The 15786-nt window shown below is 30.9% G+C and carries 18 protein-coding genes; 17 read left to right on the top strand and 1 reads right to left on the bottom strand.

The window, feature by feature from the left end; all coding sequences use genetic code 11:
• Nucleotides 1-16: 16 nt before the first annotated feature.
• The 12 genes from EDC18_RS14785 to EDC18_RS07340 all read left to right on the top strand — a co-directional run bounded on the left by EDC18_RS14785 (nt 17) and on the right by EDC18_RS07340 (nt 7553).
• Nucleotides 17-745: a hypothetical protein gene (locus tag EDC18_RS14785; RefSeq protein ID WP_132251792.1), complete on the top strand. Its 729-nt coding sequence runs from the start codon at nt 17-19 to the stop codon at nt 743-745.
• 18 nt (nt 746-763) lie between these two features.
• On the top strand, nt 764-1084 hold the full coding sequence (locus EDC18_RS07390) for a hypothetical protein (RefSeq protein ID WP_132251790.1): 321 nt from the start codon (nt 764-766) through the stop codon (nt 1082-1084).
• Between the two features lie 83 nt (nt 1085-1167).
• The gene (locus EDC18_RS07385; protein WP_132251789.1) at nt 1168-1521 is read left to right on the top strand and encodes a cytochrome b5 domain-containing protein; all 354 of its coding nucleotides are present in this window, start codon (nt 1168-1170) and stop codon (nt 1519-1521) included.
• A gap of 69 nt (nt 1522-1590) precedes the next feature.
• Nucleotides 1591-2076: a transcriptional regulator MntR gene (gene mntR / locus EDC18_RS07380; protein WP_132251787.1), complete on the top strand. Its 486-nt coding sequence runs from the start codon at nt 1591-1593 to the stop codon at nt 2074-2076.
• Nucleotides 2077-2262: 186 nt separating this feature from the next.
• Nucleotides 2263-3018: a metal ABC transporter ATP-binding protein gene (locus tag EDC18_RS07375; RefSeq protein WP_132251785.1), complete on the top strand. Its 756-nt coding sequence runs from the start codon at nt 2263-2265 to the stop codon at nt 3016-3018.
• Nucleotides 3018-3893, top strand: coding sequence for a metal ABC transporter permease (locus EDC18_RS07370; protein WP_132251784.1), 876 nt, complete (start codon nt 3018-3020; stop codon nt 3891-3893). The genes EDC18_RS07375 and EDC18_RS07370 overlap by 1 nt, the downstream gene beginning before the upstream one ends.
• 15 nt (nt 3894-3908) lie before the next feature.
• On the top strand, nt 3909-4823 hold the full coding sequence (locus EDC18_RS07365) for a metal ABC transporter solute-binding protein, Zn/Mn family (RefSeq protein ID WP_132251782.1): 915 nt from the start codon (nt 3909-3911) through the stop codon (nt 4821-4823).
• 223 nt (nt 4824-5046) lie between these two features.
• Nucleotides 5047-5268, top strand: a complete 222-nt coding sequence (locus tag EDC18_RS07360; protein ID WP_132251780.1) for a YdbC family protein — start codon at nt 5047-5049, stop codon at nt 5266-5268.
• Between the two features lie 3 nt (nt 5269-5271).
• Nucleotides 5272-6006, top strand: a complete 735-nt coding sequence (locus EDC18_RS07355) for a hypothetical protein (RefSeq protein WP_132251779.1) — start codon at nt 5272-5274, stop codon at nt 6004-6006.
• A gap of 16 nt (nt 6007-6022) precedes the next feature.
• Nucleotides 6023-6298: a YesK family protein gene (locus EDC18_RS07350; RefSeq protein WP_132251777.1), complete on the top strand. Its 276-nt coding sequence runs from the start codon at nt 6023-6025 to the stop codon at nt 6296-6298.
• A gap of 166 nt (nt 6299-6464) precedes the next feature.
• Nucleotides 6465-7073, top strand: a complete 609-nt coding sequence (locus tag EDC18_RS07345) for a hypothetical protein (protein ID WP_132251775.1) — start codon at nt 6465-6467, stop codon at nt 7071-7073.
• A gap of 177 nt (nt 7074-7250) precedes the next feature.
• On the top strand, nt 7251-7553 hold the full coding sequence (locus EDC18_RS07340) for a hypothetical protein (protein ID WP_132251773.1): 303 nt from the start codon (nt 7251-7253) through the stop codon (nt 7551-7553).
• 61 nt (nt 7554-7614) lie between these two features.
• Here the strand turns inward: EDC18_RS07340 and tyrS are convergent, their stop codons facing one another.
• Nucleotides 7615-8844, bottom strand: a complete 1230-nt coding sequence (gene tyrS / locus EDC18_RS07335) for a tyrosine--tRNA ligase (protein ID WP_132251771.1) — start codon at nt 8842-8844, stop codon at nt 7615-7617.
• Nucleotides 8845-9151: 307 nt separating this feature from the next.
• On the opposite strand from tyrS, the gene asnB reads away from it, so the two are divergent.
• The 5 genes from asnB (at nt 9152) to EDC18_RS07310 (ending at nt 15495) form a co-directional block, all read left to right on the top strand.
• Nucleotides 9152-10990: an asparagine synthase (glutamine-hydrolyzing) gene (asnB, locus tag EDC18_RS07330; protein WP_132251770.1), complete on the top strand. Its 1839-nt coding sequence runs from the start codon at nt 9152-9154 to the stop codon at nt 10988-10990.
• Between the two features lie 59 nt (nt 10991-11049).
• Nucleotides 11050-11439 carry a hypothetical protein gene (locus EDC18_RS07325; RefSeq protein WP_132251768.1) on the top strand — a complete coding sequence of 130 codons (390 nt, stop codon included), beginning with the start codon at nt 11050-11052 and terminating at the stop codon, nt 11437-11439.
• 252 nt (nt 11440-11691) lie between these two features.
• On the top strand, nt 11692-13539 hold the full coding sequence (locus EDC18_RS07320) for a TIGR03960 family B12-binding radical SAM protein (protein WP_132251767.1): 1848 nt from the start codon (nt 11692-11694) through the stop codon (nt 13537-13539).
• Nucleotides 13529-14209, top strand: a complete 681-nt coding sequence (locus EDC18_RS07315; RefSeq protein ID WP_132251765.1) for a TIGR03936 family radical SAM-associated protein — start codon at nt 13529-13531, stop codon at nt 14207-14209. The genes EDC18_RS07320 and EDC18_RS07315 overlap by 11 nt, the downstream gene beginning before the upstream one ends.
• Before the next feature lie 56 nt (nt 14210-14265).
• Entirely contained in the window at nt 14266-15495 is a 1230-nt protein-coding gene (locus tag EDC18_RS07310; RefSeq protein ID WP_132251763.1) for an Rne/Rng family ribonuclease, read from the top strand.
• The last annotated feature ends 291 nt before the right edge of the window (nt 15496-15786 follow it).

Below are 15786 nucleotides of genomic sequence, written 5' to 3'. Positions count from 1 at the left end.
ATAAGAGGTGTTAAATATGGTAAAAAGAATTTTCATACTATTTTTTATTGTCATACTTGGAGGTTGTAGTATAATTAAAGATGATACAATCATAAACAATTCAAACACCAATGAGTTTGAGGGATTAGAACAAGAGAAGGTGGATAGCAATACAAATAATATAGAGGATATAGTACCTATACAAATGGATAGTAATATTATTTTTGCAAAACCTGTTATATATTTATATCCTGAAGAAGAAATCACAATAAAGGTAAAACTAGATTATAAGGGTGAATTATTGTTTACCTATCCTAAGTATGATGAAGGTTGGGAAGTCCTTGCAAAACCCAATGGTGATCTTATTAGCCTAAAGGATGGAAGGGAATATTCTTATTTGTTCTGGGAAGGTGATGGTGCTTCTTATGAGATTACTGAGGGGTTTGTAGTTAGTGGATCAGAGACTGTTCCTTTTTTACAAGAAAGACTTGAATATCTAGGATTAATACCAAGAGAATACAATGAGTTCATTGTCTATTGGTTGCCTTTAATGGAAAAAAACAATTACAACTTAATATATTTTGTAGGGGAAGAATATGTTGAAGACGCACAATTAATTATTGATCCTAAGCCTGATAGTATTCAAAGAATATTTATGGTTTTTAAAGGTTTAGATGACAAAATAGAGATTCCAGAACAAGCTTTACAACCTTTTGAAAGACATGGTTTCTCTGTTGTTGAGTGGGGCGGTGCAGAAATTAAGTAAATAATAGGGGGGAGTTTCATGAAAAGGAAATACGAAAAGATAAAAGAAAAATATATTTTAGACTTTGAATACTATGATAAAGTGTATGTTGATAAGGAAGAGCAAGAACTTATTTATAAAATGAAAGGGGAAGAATTAAAAGCTTATGTTGAAGAAAATAATCTAAATAGAGATTTAAATAATACATATTATAGAATCATACTTTGGGATATTGATGATGAAGAGTTTAAGAATCTTATAATAATAAATAATGGTTTTTTGCTTAATAAAATAAAATCCCAATTAACTATTATTATTAGTATAATTTTTATTGTTTTGTTATTATTTATATTTGCTTAATACAATGATTACATACTGTCATATAAGGTATAAGTGGGTAGTATAATTAAATAAGTTGTTTTTTAAATGAGAGGGATGCCTTTATGAATAATAACAATAATAATTATAATAGCAACAATGACAATAACAATAGAAATAATAGCAATAATACGAATGACATTGATAACAATGATATGGTAGCTGAAGAGGGATTAATATTAACAAGAGAAGAGTTAGCAAATTATGACGGTAGAGAAGGCCGTAGAGCATATGTGGCTGTAGATGGTATTATATATGATGTTACTGACAGTATCAGATGGGTTGGAGGCGTACATAATAGGTTAGAAGCAGGTCAAGACTTAACCTATGAGTTTAACAGATGCCATCCTGGTTTTTTTGTATTAAGAAGAGTGCCTATAGTTGGACGGTTAATAATGGATGATGGAGAAGTTGAATAATTAATACGATTAAATCTAATGACTGAGACATATTATAGTATTAATGAATAATGGTAATGGAGATCTATTATGAAAAATAACTATGAAGAGTTTCATACAGCTAGAGGTTATGAAATTGCAAACATAGAAGAAGATCTGTTATCTGCTAGTATGGAAGATTATCTTGAAATGATTTATCGTTTAAGTAGAGATATTGGATATGTAAGAGTGAACGATCTAGCAGACAAATTGAATGTCCAACCTCCGTCAGTTACAAAAATGGTACAAAAACTAAATAAAAAATCAGTCCTTAGATATGAAAGATATGGCGTTATTTCTTTAACGGAAAAAGGGCTAAAATTGGGAAAATTCTTTTATGAAAGACATAATACAGTAAAGGAATTCTTAAATCTTATTCAAGCAAATGATAATCTGCAAAAAGATGTGGAAATGATGGAGCATTGTATTAGTTTTAATACATATAAAGTTATTTCTGCCTTAGTTAATTTTATGAAAGCAGATTCTGAATTTCTAAAGCGTTTTAATGATTATTCAAAACTATATTTAAAGAAATAGCAAAAAGCTCAGATTCAAGGTGAATCTGAGCTTTTTATATACTATTAAACTACTAGTTTAAATATAATTAATGTGAAATTGTACAAGCACCAAAAAAAGGTTAAGGCATAAAATATTATTAGAGTTAGACGCATTTAAAAATTATAAACGCTTCTAAATAATTTTGAAATGTAATGGAGTGGTAGGATGCAAACAATTGTAGAAGTAAATAATCTTTCTGTATCTTATGATGGCGAGAAAGTTTTTGAAAATATTTCCTTTTCTATGGTGTCAAAACAAATTATTGGTATTATTGGACCTAATGGTGCGGGAAAATCAACATTAATGAAAGCAATTATGGGATTACTAGAAGTTGATCAAGGTAAAATCAAGGTTATGGATCAACCCGTTATTAAGATGAGAAAAAAAATTGCTTATGTACCCCAAAGAAATAATATAGATTTAGACTTTCCTGTAACAGTTGAAGACGTGGTAATGATGGGGCGTTATCCACATATGACATGGTGGAAGATGCCAAGTGGTAAAGATCGTAAAATAGTAGAAGAAGCCTTGCAACAAGTGGAGATGTTAGAATATCGACACAGACAAATTGGTCAATTATCAGGAGGCCAACAACAAAGGGTGTTTTTAGCAAGAGCATTGGCTCAAGAAGCTGAAATTTTATTTTTAGATGAACCCTTTGCTGCAATAGATGTGATATCTGAAAATATGATAATGAATTTACTAAAAAAACTAAGAGATAATGGTAAAACGATTTTTGTAGTACATCATGATTTATCTAAAGCTGAGAGTTACTTTGACAGTTTAATATTAATGAAAAACAAAATAATAGCTTATGGAAAAAGAGAAGAAGTATTTTGTATAGATAATCTTTGTAAAGCATATGACGACATGGCTGCCGTTTTTTGTAGTCAAAAAAACTTAAAGGCGGTGAATGGTTAATGGAGAATATAAGATTTTTTATTGATTCTTTATTTCAATATCAGTATTTAAGAAATGCATTATTTGCAGGAATTTTAGTTGGGATCATTTGTAGTGTTATAGGGTGTTTTATTATTTTAAGGGGGATGTCCCTAATGGGAGATGCCATATCTCATGCTGTTTTACCAGGGGTGGCTATAGCCTATATGATAGGGGTCAGTTTCTTTATAGGAGCGGTGGCAACAGGTGTCCTTACAGCATTAGGCATTGGTTATATTACTGAAAATAGTAAGATAAAATCTGACTCTGCAATTGGCATTATGTTCACGGCTTCATTTGCTCTTGGCATTATTCTAATTACAATGCGCCGAGGGACTGGGGTTGATTTATGGCATATATTATTTGGAAATGTATTGGCTGTTGCATTAACAGATCTATGGATAACTGTTGTTATTGGTATTGTAGTATTAATATGTATTGTATTGTTTTATAAACAATTGTTACTTAGTACTTTTGATCCTGTAATGGCATCAGCTATTGGGTTGCCTAATAAACTTATTCATTATTTTTTAATGTTAATGTTATCTTTTGTAACAGTAGCATCATTAAAAACCGTAGGTATTGTCCTTGTTGTGGCTATGTTAATAACGCCAGGGGCAACGGCGTATTTACTCACGTATAGACTGCCAGTTATGTTAGGGCTATCAGTTGTTATTGGGGTGTTTTCATCAGTAGTAGGGGTTTATTTTTCCTTTATCTATGATGTAGCAACTGGGGCATCTATCGTTTTAGTAGCATCCTTAATTTTTGCTTTGAGTTTTTTCCTTTCGCCAAAGCAAGGGATTATTTATCATAAAATTAAATCATATTCTAGAAAAAATGCTACAGAGATTTAAGAGGAGTGGAATGAAATGTATTTAAAAAGAGGTAAGCAATTTTTTCTGTTAAGCATAGTATCAGCATTCATTTTGTTAACAGCTTGTAGTCAAAAAAGTGAAAATAATAATAAATCAGATCAATTAGATATTGTTACTACAATATCAATAATAGCAGATTTAGTTGAAAATATAGTAGGAGATAAAGGTGTTGTAGAGTTTATTGTACCAGTAGGTGATAACCCTGAAGACTATGAACTTATTTCAAGCGATTTAATGAAAGTAAATAATGCAGACATATTATTTATGAATGGTTGGGGCTTAGAAGAAGTAATAGAAAGAGGTCTAACCAATGTTACTAATGTTAACATAGTGCATTTAACAGAGGGTATAACGCCTATTAATTTAGTAGGCGAAGATGTACCAGATCCACATGCTTGGTTTGATGTTTCATTAGTAGCCAATTACTATGTTCAAAATATATTAGGTGAATTAAAAACAATTGATGCTGATAATAGTGAATACTATGATCAAAATGCCAAAGCTTATATTTCTCAATTAGAAGCTTTAGACACTTGGATTAAAGAAGAAATTGAAAAAATACCAGAAAAAAACAGAGTGATTATTATAAGTGAAAATGCTTTAAAGTATTATGGTGAAGCTTATGGTTTTAAAACAGAAGGTATTTGGGAATTAAATTCCCACTCAGAAGGGACACCACAACAAATATCAAGAATTGTAGATTTAGTAAGAGCGATTGAATTACCAGCATTGTTTATAGAGACAACGGTAGATGAAAGATATATGGAGATGATTAGTAATGAAACCAATGTGCCAATTGCAGGTGCCATATATACAGATGCATTAGGAAAGCCTGGAAGTGATGGAGAAACTTATATAAAAATGCTTAGGTACAATACAGAATTGTTTGTAGAAGGGTTAAGTAAATAAATGCTATAGGGTTATTATTATATAGGCATATATAATAATAGCCCTTTATTACTTTATAGAAAGTTCTCTTTCTTATAAAGTAAAAAGATGATTTCAGATAAGAAGTTAATAAGTGTTTTTGAAAGTGACCAAGTCACTTTGTTGTTAATGATTAAATTTTGACGAATGGGTTAAGATACGATATTATTAAGATATATTATTTGTTTTATAAAGGAGGATTATTATGGCAGAAATTAAATACGATATTAAAGAAAAACTTGGTGTTTTATCAGAATCAAATAAAGGTTGGACAAAAGAATTAAGATCCATTAGCTGGAATGATAGAGAGCCAAAGTATGATATAAGAGAATGGGCACCAGATGGAGAAAAAATGGGTAAAGGTATTACACTTACCAAAGAAGAATTAATTGCTTTAAAAGAAATACTAGAGAAAATGGATATGTAGAATATGCTTAATATTACTTATAACGAAAGTAACATAACTGAAAAAAGAAAAAAAGTAGCTTCCAAATTTTTTCTGGAATCTTTAAATATTAGAACTCCTAATATTAACAAATTAAGTAATGATGATATAAGGATTTTGTTTGATTTTTATGACAAAATCTTTTTTGAAAGTTGGTTTAAAAAGCATTTCAAAGGCCAATTATTATTTTCATTATCAAATCGAATGACAAAAAGTGCTGGACTTACAATGTGTCCTAAAAATATAAGCGTAATAAAGGCGGAAGATGTAACCATTGAAATTCGTATAGGGGTTAACTTCTTTTTAAAATACAACGCATTAAAATCTGAAAAAAGTGTTTGTGGCATTAAAACCAATAATAGTTTTGAAGCATTGCAATTGGTTTTTGAACATGAATTATGTCATGTTATAGAATTTTTGTGTTTTTATAAATCCAGCTGTAAAGGACAGAGATTTAAAGAACTGGCTTTTAATCTTTTTGGACATACCAGCAGTTATCATCAATTGCCCACCAATAGAGAAATAGTTGGGAAAAGTTTAGGGCTACATCTTGGTGATATGGTGAGTTTTACTTTTGAAGGCTATAAAAAAACAGGTGTTATTTATAGAATTAATAAAAATGCAACAGTAATGGTTAAGGATACAAAGGGGCAATTTGTGGATAACAACGGCTCAAGATATTCCAAGTATTATGTGCCAGTAAACTTATTAAGTAAATAAGAAAGGGGTCATTCATATGGAAAATTTATTATTATTGATACTATTTTTTGCAATACTTTTTGTTATCCTTACCCTCTACTTAAGCAAAATAAGTACTAAATCAGAAATAAAGTATATTCCATCAGTTATAGCTGCTTTATTAGGTGTGGGTTTCTTTATTAAAGCAGTTTTTTTCTCCCAAACATGGGAGGATATAGCTTTTCTTATTTTTGCATTTATCGCAGTAGTTGTATTTTTTATAACCTTGATAACAGCACTATTTATAGGTTATAAGAATAAGAAAAAAAAGTAATATAAATTTATATTCTTAAGTTCTAATGGTTATAATCTATTCTAGTTGAGAATACTACAGAATAAATAATTATAAAACTAGGTATCTCTGTACAGTAAGTTAAATGTAAATGAGGTTAATGAATTCTTACTAGAAAGAGAAATATAGAATGAAGAGAGTGATATTTATGAAAAACAGAAACTTTATCTTATTTATAGCAAGTCTAGGTATTATATGTATACTTTTTATTTTATTACTTGTAAATGGTAATGAACTTAGAGATTTAAGAAATGCAAATGAAGAATTGAAGCTTGCTAATACAGCACTAAGTGAATACAAGGATAGGATTGAGAATATAGAAGATGAAGTTGTAGAAGATGAAGAGGTACTAGAAGAAAATGTACTTTTGGATAAATTAGTGAATCAGATAGAGGACTTAATAAGGGAAAATGAGATATTAAAAAATGAAAATCAGTTATTAAAAACAGACATGATTATGACTTTACCTTTTGATGAACTAAGTCTTCGAATAATTGCAGAGAAAGGTATTTCTGATATTAATACTATTCTAGAAGATTTAAATAATAATAATGATCTAATTCCATACGAAGGTGTTCTTGGAGGAACTATGACATGGTGGCCAACAGAGTCTATATTATTAAATGAAAGATGGGTCCTAGGATACTTTGAGGATGGTCATATAAACGGTTATGGATTACTTCACTATAAGATAGATGAAGGCATGCGTATAAGTTGGGAGCTTTTAGATGCTTTTTTATTCGGAGAAGAAGACTAATAAATTGTTTATTAATTATTACAATAACTATTAAAATGCAAACAAAAATACTAAAAAAATTTCATTAACTTGACAAATACATTATATATGATACAATTGATATATAAATTCTTGGTGATAGGTTGTCAAGAATGTATTTGAAACTAGAAAATCTGCCTTATATCTGGAGGGATTTTTATGAGTATTAGAGATGAATTTATCAAAGAAATTGAAGACAAAGTTAAAGGATTGGAAGACAGAATTGGACGAGTTAATGAAAAAATTGAAGAGTTTAAAGAAGATTCAAAAGAGCGACTGGAATATGAAGAATTAAAAGATGAATTAGAGATCAAATTAGTAGAAATTAAAGAGAAGTTAGCAGAAGTAAAAGGACTCTCTGATCTTTCTTTTGATGGTTCGGTTAAAGTGGATTATAATAATGTTATTAACACCCTTGTAGTTGGTTTTGAGTCCATACTGGAAAGAAAGACAATCTATTAGAGGGAATAAATATGAGAAAAGAGTGGGTAACCCACTCTTTTCTTGTTGTAAACTATTTTTATCATATAAATTTCACTTGATGATAAACTTTTTTACCCTTTTTGATTAATAAAGTACCATCTTCTTTAAAGTCAGCTAAAGTAATGGTTGCATCAACACTTTCAACCTTCACATCGTTAACAGCCACACCACCTTGTTGGATTAAACGTCTTGCTTCGGAACGAGAAGTAATTAACCCAGCTTTATCCATAAGAGAAATGATATCAATGCCGTTTTCAAAAACATTTTTTCCGATTTCTGAAGTAGGGACAGATCCAGCCATAGCACCACCTGTAAATAAAGCTTTTGAAGCTGTTTCAGCTTTTTTAGCTTCTTCTTCACCATGAACGATTTTAGTTACTTCATAAGCTAACACTTCTTTTGCTTTATTAATTTCAGCACCTTCTAATGCGCCTAAGCGTCTAACTTCATCCATTGGGAGGAATGTTAATAATGATAAGCATTCTTGTACTTTTACATCTTCAATATTTCTCCAGTATTGATAGAACTCATATGGTGTGGTTTTTTCTGGGTCTAACCAAACAGCACCACTTACGGTTTTACCCATTTTAACACCTTCACTTGTTGTTAAAAGTTTAAAAGTCATTCCAAAGGCAGGCTTGCTTTCTTTTCTTCTAATTAACTCAACACCACCAAGGATATTAGACCATTGATCATTACCACCTAATTGAAGGGTACAGTTGTATTTTTTATTTAACTCTAAAAAGTCAAAAGACTGCATAATCATATAATTAAATTCTAAGAAAGTTAATCCTTTTTCATATCTTGATTTATAACATTCTGCTGATAACATACGGTTGACAGAGAAATGCACACCAACTTCTCTTAAAAATTCAATATAATTTAGGTTAAGCAACCAATCTGCATTATTAACCATAATGGCATTGCCATCTGTAAAATCTATCAGTTTTGATAATTGTCCTTTGAATTTTTCAGCGTTGGCATTTATTTGTTCAAAAGTCATCATTTTTCTCATATCTGCTTTACCACTAGGATCACCGATCATAGTCGTCCCGCCACCGATTAGAGCAATCGGTCTATGGCCAGCTCTTTGCATATGAGCCATAGCCATAATTGTTACAAAATGGCCTGCGGTAAGACTATCTGCAGTTGGGTCAAAGCCTATGTAAAAAGTAACTTTCTCCTTAGCAAACATTTCTTTTATTTCTGCTTCATGAGTTGTTTGTTCAATAAAACCTCTTTCCATTAAAACATCAAAAGCATTATTCATTTTCTTCCTCCTGAATGTATCTTATTTTGTCATTTCCTTCACTTCACTTGTTCAGGTTGACACGGTGACTCAGCCATTTTTTGGTATGAGTTTTCTTATTATCCTACCATAATTACCAAGTGGTATCAAGCCTATAAATATCATATTTTTACTTTTCTAAACATATATTTGTTAGAGGTGCTAAAAGTGTTCAAGCAGTGCTAATTTTAACTATAAACTTATTATTCCATTAATTTTAAGATTAAAAAGTAATTGATAGAAGGCCTATATTGCTCTTTATTCTTTACGTTTACAAGGAGGTATTTTAATGTGTGGTATCACAGGATGGGTTAATTATAAGGATAATATTATAAACCATAGAAAAATCATTCAATCAATGACAGATACGCTAGCCCTTCGAGGGCCTAATGAGGTAGGTTATTATTGTCACAATAATGTATTGCTTGGCCATAGAAGACTTACAGTAATAGACCCTGAAGGCGGGAAACAACCAATGACTAGAGAAATTGGTCAATACAAATATACAATCGTGTATAATGGTGAGCTTTATAACACAGAGGAAATAAGAGAAGAGTTGAAAAAAAAGGGCCATTATTTCCTATCTCATTCAGACACTGAGGTTTTACTCGTTGCGTATATTGAATGGGGAGAAGATTGTGTTTATCGTCTCAATGGTATATATGCTTTTGCTGTATGGGAAGATTATACTAATACATTATTTATGGCGAGGGACCGATTAGGTGTTAAGCCACTCTTTTATGCAAATATAGATTCTAATTTTATATTTGCCTCTGAAATAAAAGCTTTATTAAAACATCCAGACATAGAACCTATTTTAAAAAAAGATGGTGTTCTAGAATTATTTGGTCTAGGCCCTAGTCGAAGTTTAGGTCATGGAATTTTTCATAATATAAATGAATTAAAGCCTGCAGAATATATCATTCTAACACCGAAAACCACAATAAAGAAAATTTATTGGCAAATTAAACCCCATAGCCATAGTGATAGTAGAGAAAAAACCATTGAAGTTACAAGTGAATTAGTAGAAGATGCCATTAAAAGACAGTTGGTTTCAGATGTAGGCATTTGTACCTTTTTATCAGGAGGATTAGACTCTAGTGGTATTTCTGCAATAGCTGCTCTACATGAAAAAGAACAAGGGAGAATTTTAAAAACTTACTCTTTGGATTACGAAGGCAATGACAAGTATTTTAAAGGGGACTATTACCAACCAACAAGTGATAATTACTGGGTGAATGTGGTATCAAAGCACATTGGGTCTGAACATCATAGATTTGTAGTGGACAATAGTTTGTTAGCTCTATCATTGTATAATTCTGTTGAAGCCCTTGATTTACCTGGCATGGCAGATATTGATTCTTCTTTATATTTATTTTGCGAGAAAGTAAAAGAGGACAATACGGTTGCTTTATCAGGAGAGTGTGCTGATGAAATTTTCGGAGGGTACCCTTGGTTTAGGGACCTTGATGATATTTATTTTGATGGATTTCCTTGGAATAAGCATTTAGATTTTCGTAAAAGCATTCTTTCAGGTAGCATAAGGAATTTACCATATGAGGATTATGTGTATTCAAAATATATGGATACGGTTAAAGAATTAGATTTTATTGAACCAGAAGATGAACATAGTAAAAGAATAAAAATGTTAACTTACTTAAATATAAAATGGTTTATGATCACTCTTTTAAATCGGAAAGATAGAATGAGTATGTCTAATAGTTTAGAGGTTAGGGTCCCATATGCAGATCATAGATTAATTGAGTATACCTTTAATATACCTTGGGAGTTAAAATACGAAAATGATGTAGAGAAATCACTTTTAAGAGAAGCATTAAAAAGATTCTTACCTGAAGAAGTAGCCTTTAGAAAAAAATCACCTTATCCAAAAACTTATAATCCTAAGTACGAGAACCTTGTAAAATTAATGCTTCAAGAGGTTATTGATAATAAAAATGCTCCAGTCCATCAACTCATTGATAAAAAAAGCTTGAAAGGCATTTTAGATCAAACATTACCATTTGAAAAACCTTGGTTTGGTCAGCTGATGAAAGGTCCACAATTTTTAGCATATATTGTACAGTTAAACTATTGGCTTGAAAAATATAAAGTGAAGATTGAAGTTTAGCTTGAGTTATTCAGGAATAGTATACAGTAAAAATATTATGTTAATTAGGTGGTGTAATAATGATTAGTAAACTTAAGAATTTGCAAAAAGCACAATCAAAACCTAAACTTAAGCCTAAAAGTAACACTAGGGTCAATGCTAGAAATTCAGGGAAAAGCACATCGAGAAGTAGCAGTAGAAGCAGTTCAAGGAGTGGTTCTAGAAGTAGTAGTAGGTCAAGAAGGGATTATTATGATGAACCGCCATTAAATTTTTTTAAAGTAAAAGTATATTTTTGTGTTGTTATACTCATATTTGTTATTGTAATACATCAATTTCAATTTAATATTGGGAATTTTACTAGTGAAAAATTATATGATATGCTATACTATAACGAAGAAATTGAGACATTAAGTGAGAGGTTTATGGATTCTTATGATCAGACTATTCGGACTTTCTGGAGCAAATAAATATTAGAGAGTGGCTGTTGACGACTAGCAAGCATTTATATATAAGATTTATCGACCCATAGCCATCCCTGGCTATAAGGGTCGAGCTACGCCATCCTTGGCTCCGCTGTTTAATCTTATATATAAATGCTTGCTAGTCTGAGAAATCATTATATAAGAGTACGTAATTGTTAAATCGAGAGTAAAAAGCCTTAATACTTAAAGGATAAATGATTTGTTTTTGAACTAAAGACATTAGAAGGAGTACAATGGATGAAAAAGTTAAGTCTTACAGATGAGATTTTATTGAGTGTTGAAAAGCCAGCTAGGTATGTTGGTAGTGAGTATAATATGACTGAGAAGAATGTTGAGGGTGTTGATATTCGATTTGCTTTATGTTTTCCTGATGTTTATGAGATTGGTATGTCTCATTTAGGGTTACAGATTTTGTATAATTTTCTAAACCTTAGAGAGGATACTTATGCAGAGAGAGTTTTTTCCCCTTGGGTTGATTTGGAAAAAATCTTAAGAGAGAAGAATATTCCTTTGTTTGCTCTTGATTCTCAGGATGATATAAAGCATTTTGATTTTCTTGGGTTTACTTTGCAGTATGAGATGAGTTATACAAATATTTTAAATGTATTGGAGTTAAGTCATGTGCCTATTTATGCTAAGGATAGGAATGAGAGTCATCCTATTGTGTGTGCAGGTGGACCTTGTGCTTATAATCCTGAGCCTTTGGCTGATTTTATTGATTTCTTTTATATCGGAGAAGGTGAAGAGTCTCTTAATGATATTCTTGATATGTATAAAGAGCATAAGAAGGCTGGAGGCAGTCGTGAGACATTTTTAGAGAAGTTATTGGATTTTGAAGGGATTTATGTGCCTAGGTTTTATGATGTGGCATACAAAGAGGATGGGACTATTCAATCTTTTACACCTAACAATCCGAAAGCTAAGGAAAAAATTAAAAAGCGTGTTGTAATGGATGTTAATAAATTGCCTTATCCTGAGAAACCAATTGTGCCATCTATACAGACTATTCATGACCGTGTGGTTCTTGAGCTGTTTAGAGGATGTATTAGAGGCTGTCGATTCTGTCAAGCAGGGATGATTTATAGACCTGTTCGAGAAAAAGATCTTGGTCAGTTAAAAGAGCAAGCTAAAACATTAATAAGAAATACTGGACATGATGAGATTTCTTTGGTTTCTTTAAGTTCAAGTGATTATACGGGCTTAAAAGACCTGGCTTATTATTTAATAGATGAATTAGAAGAAGAAGGCGTTAATGTGTCTTTGCCTTCTCTTAGAATAGACGATTTCTCTTTAGATGTAATGAGTAAAGTGCAAGATGTTAGAAAGAGTAGTTTAACTTTTGCACCTGAGGCAGGCACTCAAAGACTGCGTGATGTTATTAATAAAGGGATTACAGAAGAAGATATTATTAAAGGTTCCAGTGAAGCCTTTAATGGTGGCTGGAATAGAGTCAAATTATACTTTATGTTAGGATTGCCTACAGAAACTATGGAAGATGTAGATGGTATTGCTAAATTAGGACAAGATATAGTAGAAGAATATTATAAAATGCCTAAGGAAAAGAGACATCAAAAGGTTCAAGTTATTTTAAGTACGTCTTTCTTTGTACCAAAGCCATTCACACCTTTCCAGTGGTCACCACAAGACAGTTATGACTCTTTTATGGAAAAACAAAGAAGCTTAAATAGAAAAATCAATAAAAAGAATATTAAATACAACTCTCATGATGCAAAATTAAGTACACTGGAAGGCGTTATTGCTAGAGGGGACCGTAGAGTGGGTAATTTAATTTTCGAATCCTTTAAACAAGGTTCAAAATTTGATTCTTGGTCTGAGCATTTTAATTATAGTAAATGGGAAAAGGCTTATGAATTAGCAGGTATTGATCCTAATTTCTATACCACTAGAACAAGGGAAAAAGATGAGATCTTTCCTTGGGATTTTATAGATACAGAAGTTAAGAAAGACTTTTTATACCGTGAATTTGAACGTGCTATAGAGTGTAAAATAACACCTAATTGTCGTACGGGATGTGCTAATTGTGGCTTAAAAGAATTAGGTGGAGGCGTTTGTTATGAAAATTAGAATGAAATTTACTAAAACTGGTGTAATGAAATTTGTTGGACATCTTGACTTATTAAGAGTTTTTCAAAAAACCTTTAGAAGGGCTAGTGTACCTATGGCTTATTCCCAAGGTTTTAACCCACACCAGTTAATATCAATAGGTGCACCATTGCCTATTGGTGTTACAAGTGAAGGGGAATACATTGATATTGTTATTAAAGAAAAGCTAGAAAAAGAAAAGGCCATTCATATGATCAATGAAGTAGTGCCAAGTGGCTTAAGGATAACGGATTGGTTAGAACTAGAGGATGATGCAAAAACCTCAATGGCCATTATTGAGGCTGGGACTTATTCCATACAGCCAAATATGTGGGAATTATCTGTTGAGGATACAAAAAAAGCCATTGAAGCTTTTATGAGTCAAGAAGAAATCCTTATAATGAAGGAATCTAAGAAAAAAAGAAGAGAAGTTAATATAAAAGAAGGCATATTAATGCTTAATTTTACAGATGACAAAGAATTTAAAATGTTTCTAGCAACAGGAAGTAAGTTAAATACAAAGCCTGACTTAGTATTAGAAGCATTTAGCAAGTTTATTAATAAAGAATTTAAACCTTTTGAATATAGAATACACAGAAATGAATTATATGCTTTCGCTGAGGGAAGTTTTAAGCCCTTGGACCAATTATAGGATTGAGCATATCTAATGAGAATGCTTAACTCAAATGAGATGATTGGAGTGTAGGTATGAGTGGAAAATTAGTTATAACTAAAAATAGTAATAGAGTTATTACAGCTCTTATGAATAATGATAATTTAATAGATTTAGATTATCAAGATATAGATGAATCTCAAATCATAGGCAATATTTATATAGGTAAAGTGAAAAATATATTGAAAAATATAAATGCTGCCTTTGTAGATATTGGAAGAGAAGAAAATGCTTATCTTTCTTTAACAGAAAACAGTGGTTTTATCTTTCTTAATTCTAAAAATAATGATAAAATTAATATTGGTGATGAGATTCTTGTTCAAGTAACGAAAGAAAGTACAAAAACCAAAGGTCCAGTATTAACCACTCATTTTAGTGTGACAGGAAGATATATGGTCTTAACTTATGGAAAAACCTATATAGGCATTTCCAATAAAATTATAGACACAAAAAAGAAAAGTACATTAAAACGACTTATGAAACCTTATCAAAGCAAAGAATATGGTTTTATTATAAGAACCAACGCTCAATTTGTTGGTGAAGAAGATATTATCCAAGAAATTAATGATTTGATTGAAAGATATGAAAATATTAAAAAGATTGCCATGTACCGATCCTGTTATCAAATAATAGAAAAGTCACCAAGCCCATTTATTGCTTCCTTAAGAAACTATTATAATAATGAATTAGATAGAATTACAGTAGATGATAAGGAAATATATGCGGATATTAAAGGGTTTTTAGAACAGTACAATTTAAACAACATAGAATTACAATATTATGAAGATAGCAATCTATCATTATTTGACTTAAATAGTCTAGGAACAAAAATAGAACAAGCCATGAAAGAGAAAGTATGGCTGAAATCAGGAGCTTATTTAGTCATTAATCCAACAGAAGCTTTAGTTGTTATTGATGTTAATACTGGAAAGTATTCAGGGAAGAAAAACTTCGAAGAAACTGTGTATAAAATAAATATGGAAGCAGCTAAAGAAATTGCTAAACAAATAAGGTTAAGAAATTTATCAGGCATTATTATCATTGATTTTATTGATATGAAAAAACCAGAATATAGAGAGTCTTTATTGCAAGAACTAAATTCCTATATAACCGATGATCCAGTAAAAACTACATTAATAGGTATGACACCTTTGAATCTTGTTGAATTAACAAGAAAAAAGATAAAAAAACCAATATATGAGCAATTCGGAAAGAAATGCTTTACCTGTAATGGAAGAGGGTATGTTTGGGATACAGGGGAGTAAGACTCCCTTATGTTTCAAAATATCCCCTTTTTTTTAGGCTTTTATGAGTATAAATATAATTATTTTGCTAGTCTATTTCTGAGAGTTGACCTTAAAGGTAAGATATGATAAACTCCACTCAAGTATTAATTTTTTCTGTTGTTTCTTCCTGTTCATCTATGAAACTTTAATGTGGCTTTTTGCCACTATCATTACATTTATAATCATGTTATATTTTTTCTAGGTGTTTCAAAATTTATAAATGTCAATGGGCTGTAGTGTTCTGCTATTTCGCAATTTAAGTAAATTTAA

This window comes from Natranaerovirga pectinivora (assembly GCF_004342165.1).
Classification (GTDB): domain Bacteria; phylum Bacillota; class Clostridia; order Lachnospirales; family DSM-24629; genus Natranaerovirga; species Natranaerovirga pectinivora.
The sequence above is the reverse complement of the archived record's forward strand: the minus strand, read 5'-3'. Positions and strand labels throughout refer to the sequence as shown.

What these genes read in the sequence shown, in the direction of transcription:
- EDC18_RS07370 (WP_132251784.1), top strand. Translation starts at nt 3,018, where the DNA reads ATGGAGAATATAAGATTTTTTATTGATTCTTTATTTCAATATCAGTAT.
- EDC18_RS07390 (WP_132251790.1), top strand. Translation starts at nt 764, where the DNA reads ATGAAAAGGAAATACGAAAAGATAAAAGAAAAATATATTTTAGACTTT.
- asnB (WP_132251770.1), top strand. Translation starts at nt 9,152, where the DNA reads ATGTGTGGTATCACAGGATGGGTTAATTATAAGGATAATATTATAAAC.
- tyrS (WP_132251771.1), bottom strand. Translation starts at nt 8,844, where the DNA reads ATGAATAATGCTTTTGATGTTTTAATGGAAAGAGGTTTTATTGAACAA.
- EDC18_RS07320 (WP_132251767.1), top strand. Translation starts at nt 11,692, where the DNA reads ATGAAAAAGTTAAGTCTTACAGATGAGATTTTATTGAGTGTTGAAAAG.
- EDC18_RS07360 (WP_132251780.1), top strand. Translation starts at nt 5,047, where the DNA reads ATGGCAGAAATTAAATACGATATTAAAGAAAAACTTGGTGTTTTATCA.
- EDC18_RS07345 (WP_132251775.1), top strand. Translation starts at nt 6,465, where the DNA reads ATGAAAAACAGAAACTTTATCTTATTTATAGCAAGTCTAGGTATTATA.
- mntR (WP_132251787.1), top strand. Translation starts at nt 1,591, where the DNA reads ATGAAAAATAACTATGAAGAGTTTCATACAGCTAGAGGTTATGAAATT.
- EDC18_RS07325 (WP_132251768.1), top strand. Translation starts at nt 11,050, where the DNA reads ATGATTAGTAAACTTAAGAATTTGCAAAAAGCACAATCAAAACCTAAA.
- EDC18_RS07315 (WP_132251765.1), top strand. Translation starts at nt 13,529, where the DNA reads ATGAAAATTAGAATGAAATTTACTAAAACTGGTGTAATGAAATTTGTT.
- EDC18_RS07365 (WP_132251782.1), top strand. Translation starts at nt 3,909, where the DNA reads ATGTATTTAAAAAGAGGTAAGCAATTTTTTCTGTTAAGCATAGTATCA.
- EDC18_RS07385 (WP_132251789.1), top strand. Translation starts at nt 1,168, where the DNA reads ATGAATAATAACAATAATAATTATAATAGCAACAATGACAATAACAAT.
- EDC18_RS14785 (WP_132251792.1), top strand. Translation starts at nt 17, where the DNA reads ATGGTAAAAAGAATTTTCATACTATTTTTTATTGTCATACTTGGAGGT.
- EDC18_RS07355 (WP_132251779.1), top strand. Translation starts at nt 5,272, where the DNA reads ATGCTTAATATTACTTATAACGAAAGTAACATAACTGAAAAAAGAAAA.
- EDC18_RS07340 (WP_132251773.1), top strand. Translation starts at nt 7,251, where the DNA reads ATGAGTATTAGAGATGAATTTATCAAAGAAATTGAAGACAAAGTTAAA.
- EDC18_RS07375 (WP_132251785.1), top strand. Translation starts at nt 2,263, where the DNA reads ATGCAAACAATTGTAGAAGTAAATAATCTTTCTGTATCTTATGATGGC.
- EDC18_RS07350 (WP_132251777.1), top strand. Translation starts at nt 6,023, where the DNA reads ATGGAAAATTTATTATTATTGATACTATTTTTTGCAATACTTTTTGTT.
- EDC18_RS07310 (WP_132251763.1), top strand. Translation starts at nt 14,266, where the DNA reads ATGAGTGGAAAATTAGTTATAACTAAAAATAGTAATAGAGTTATTACA.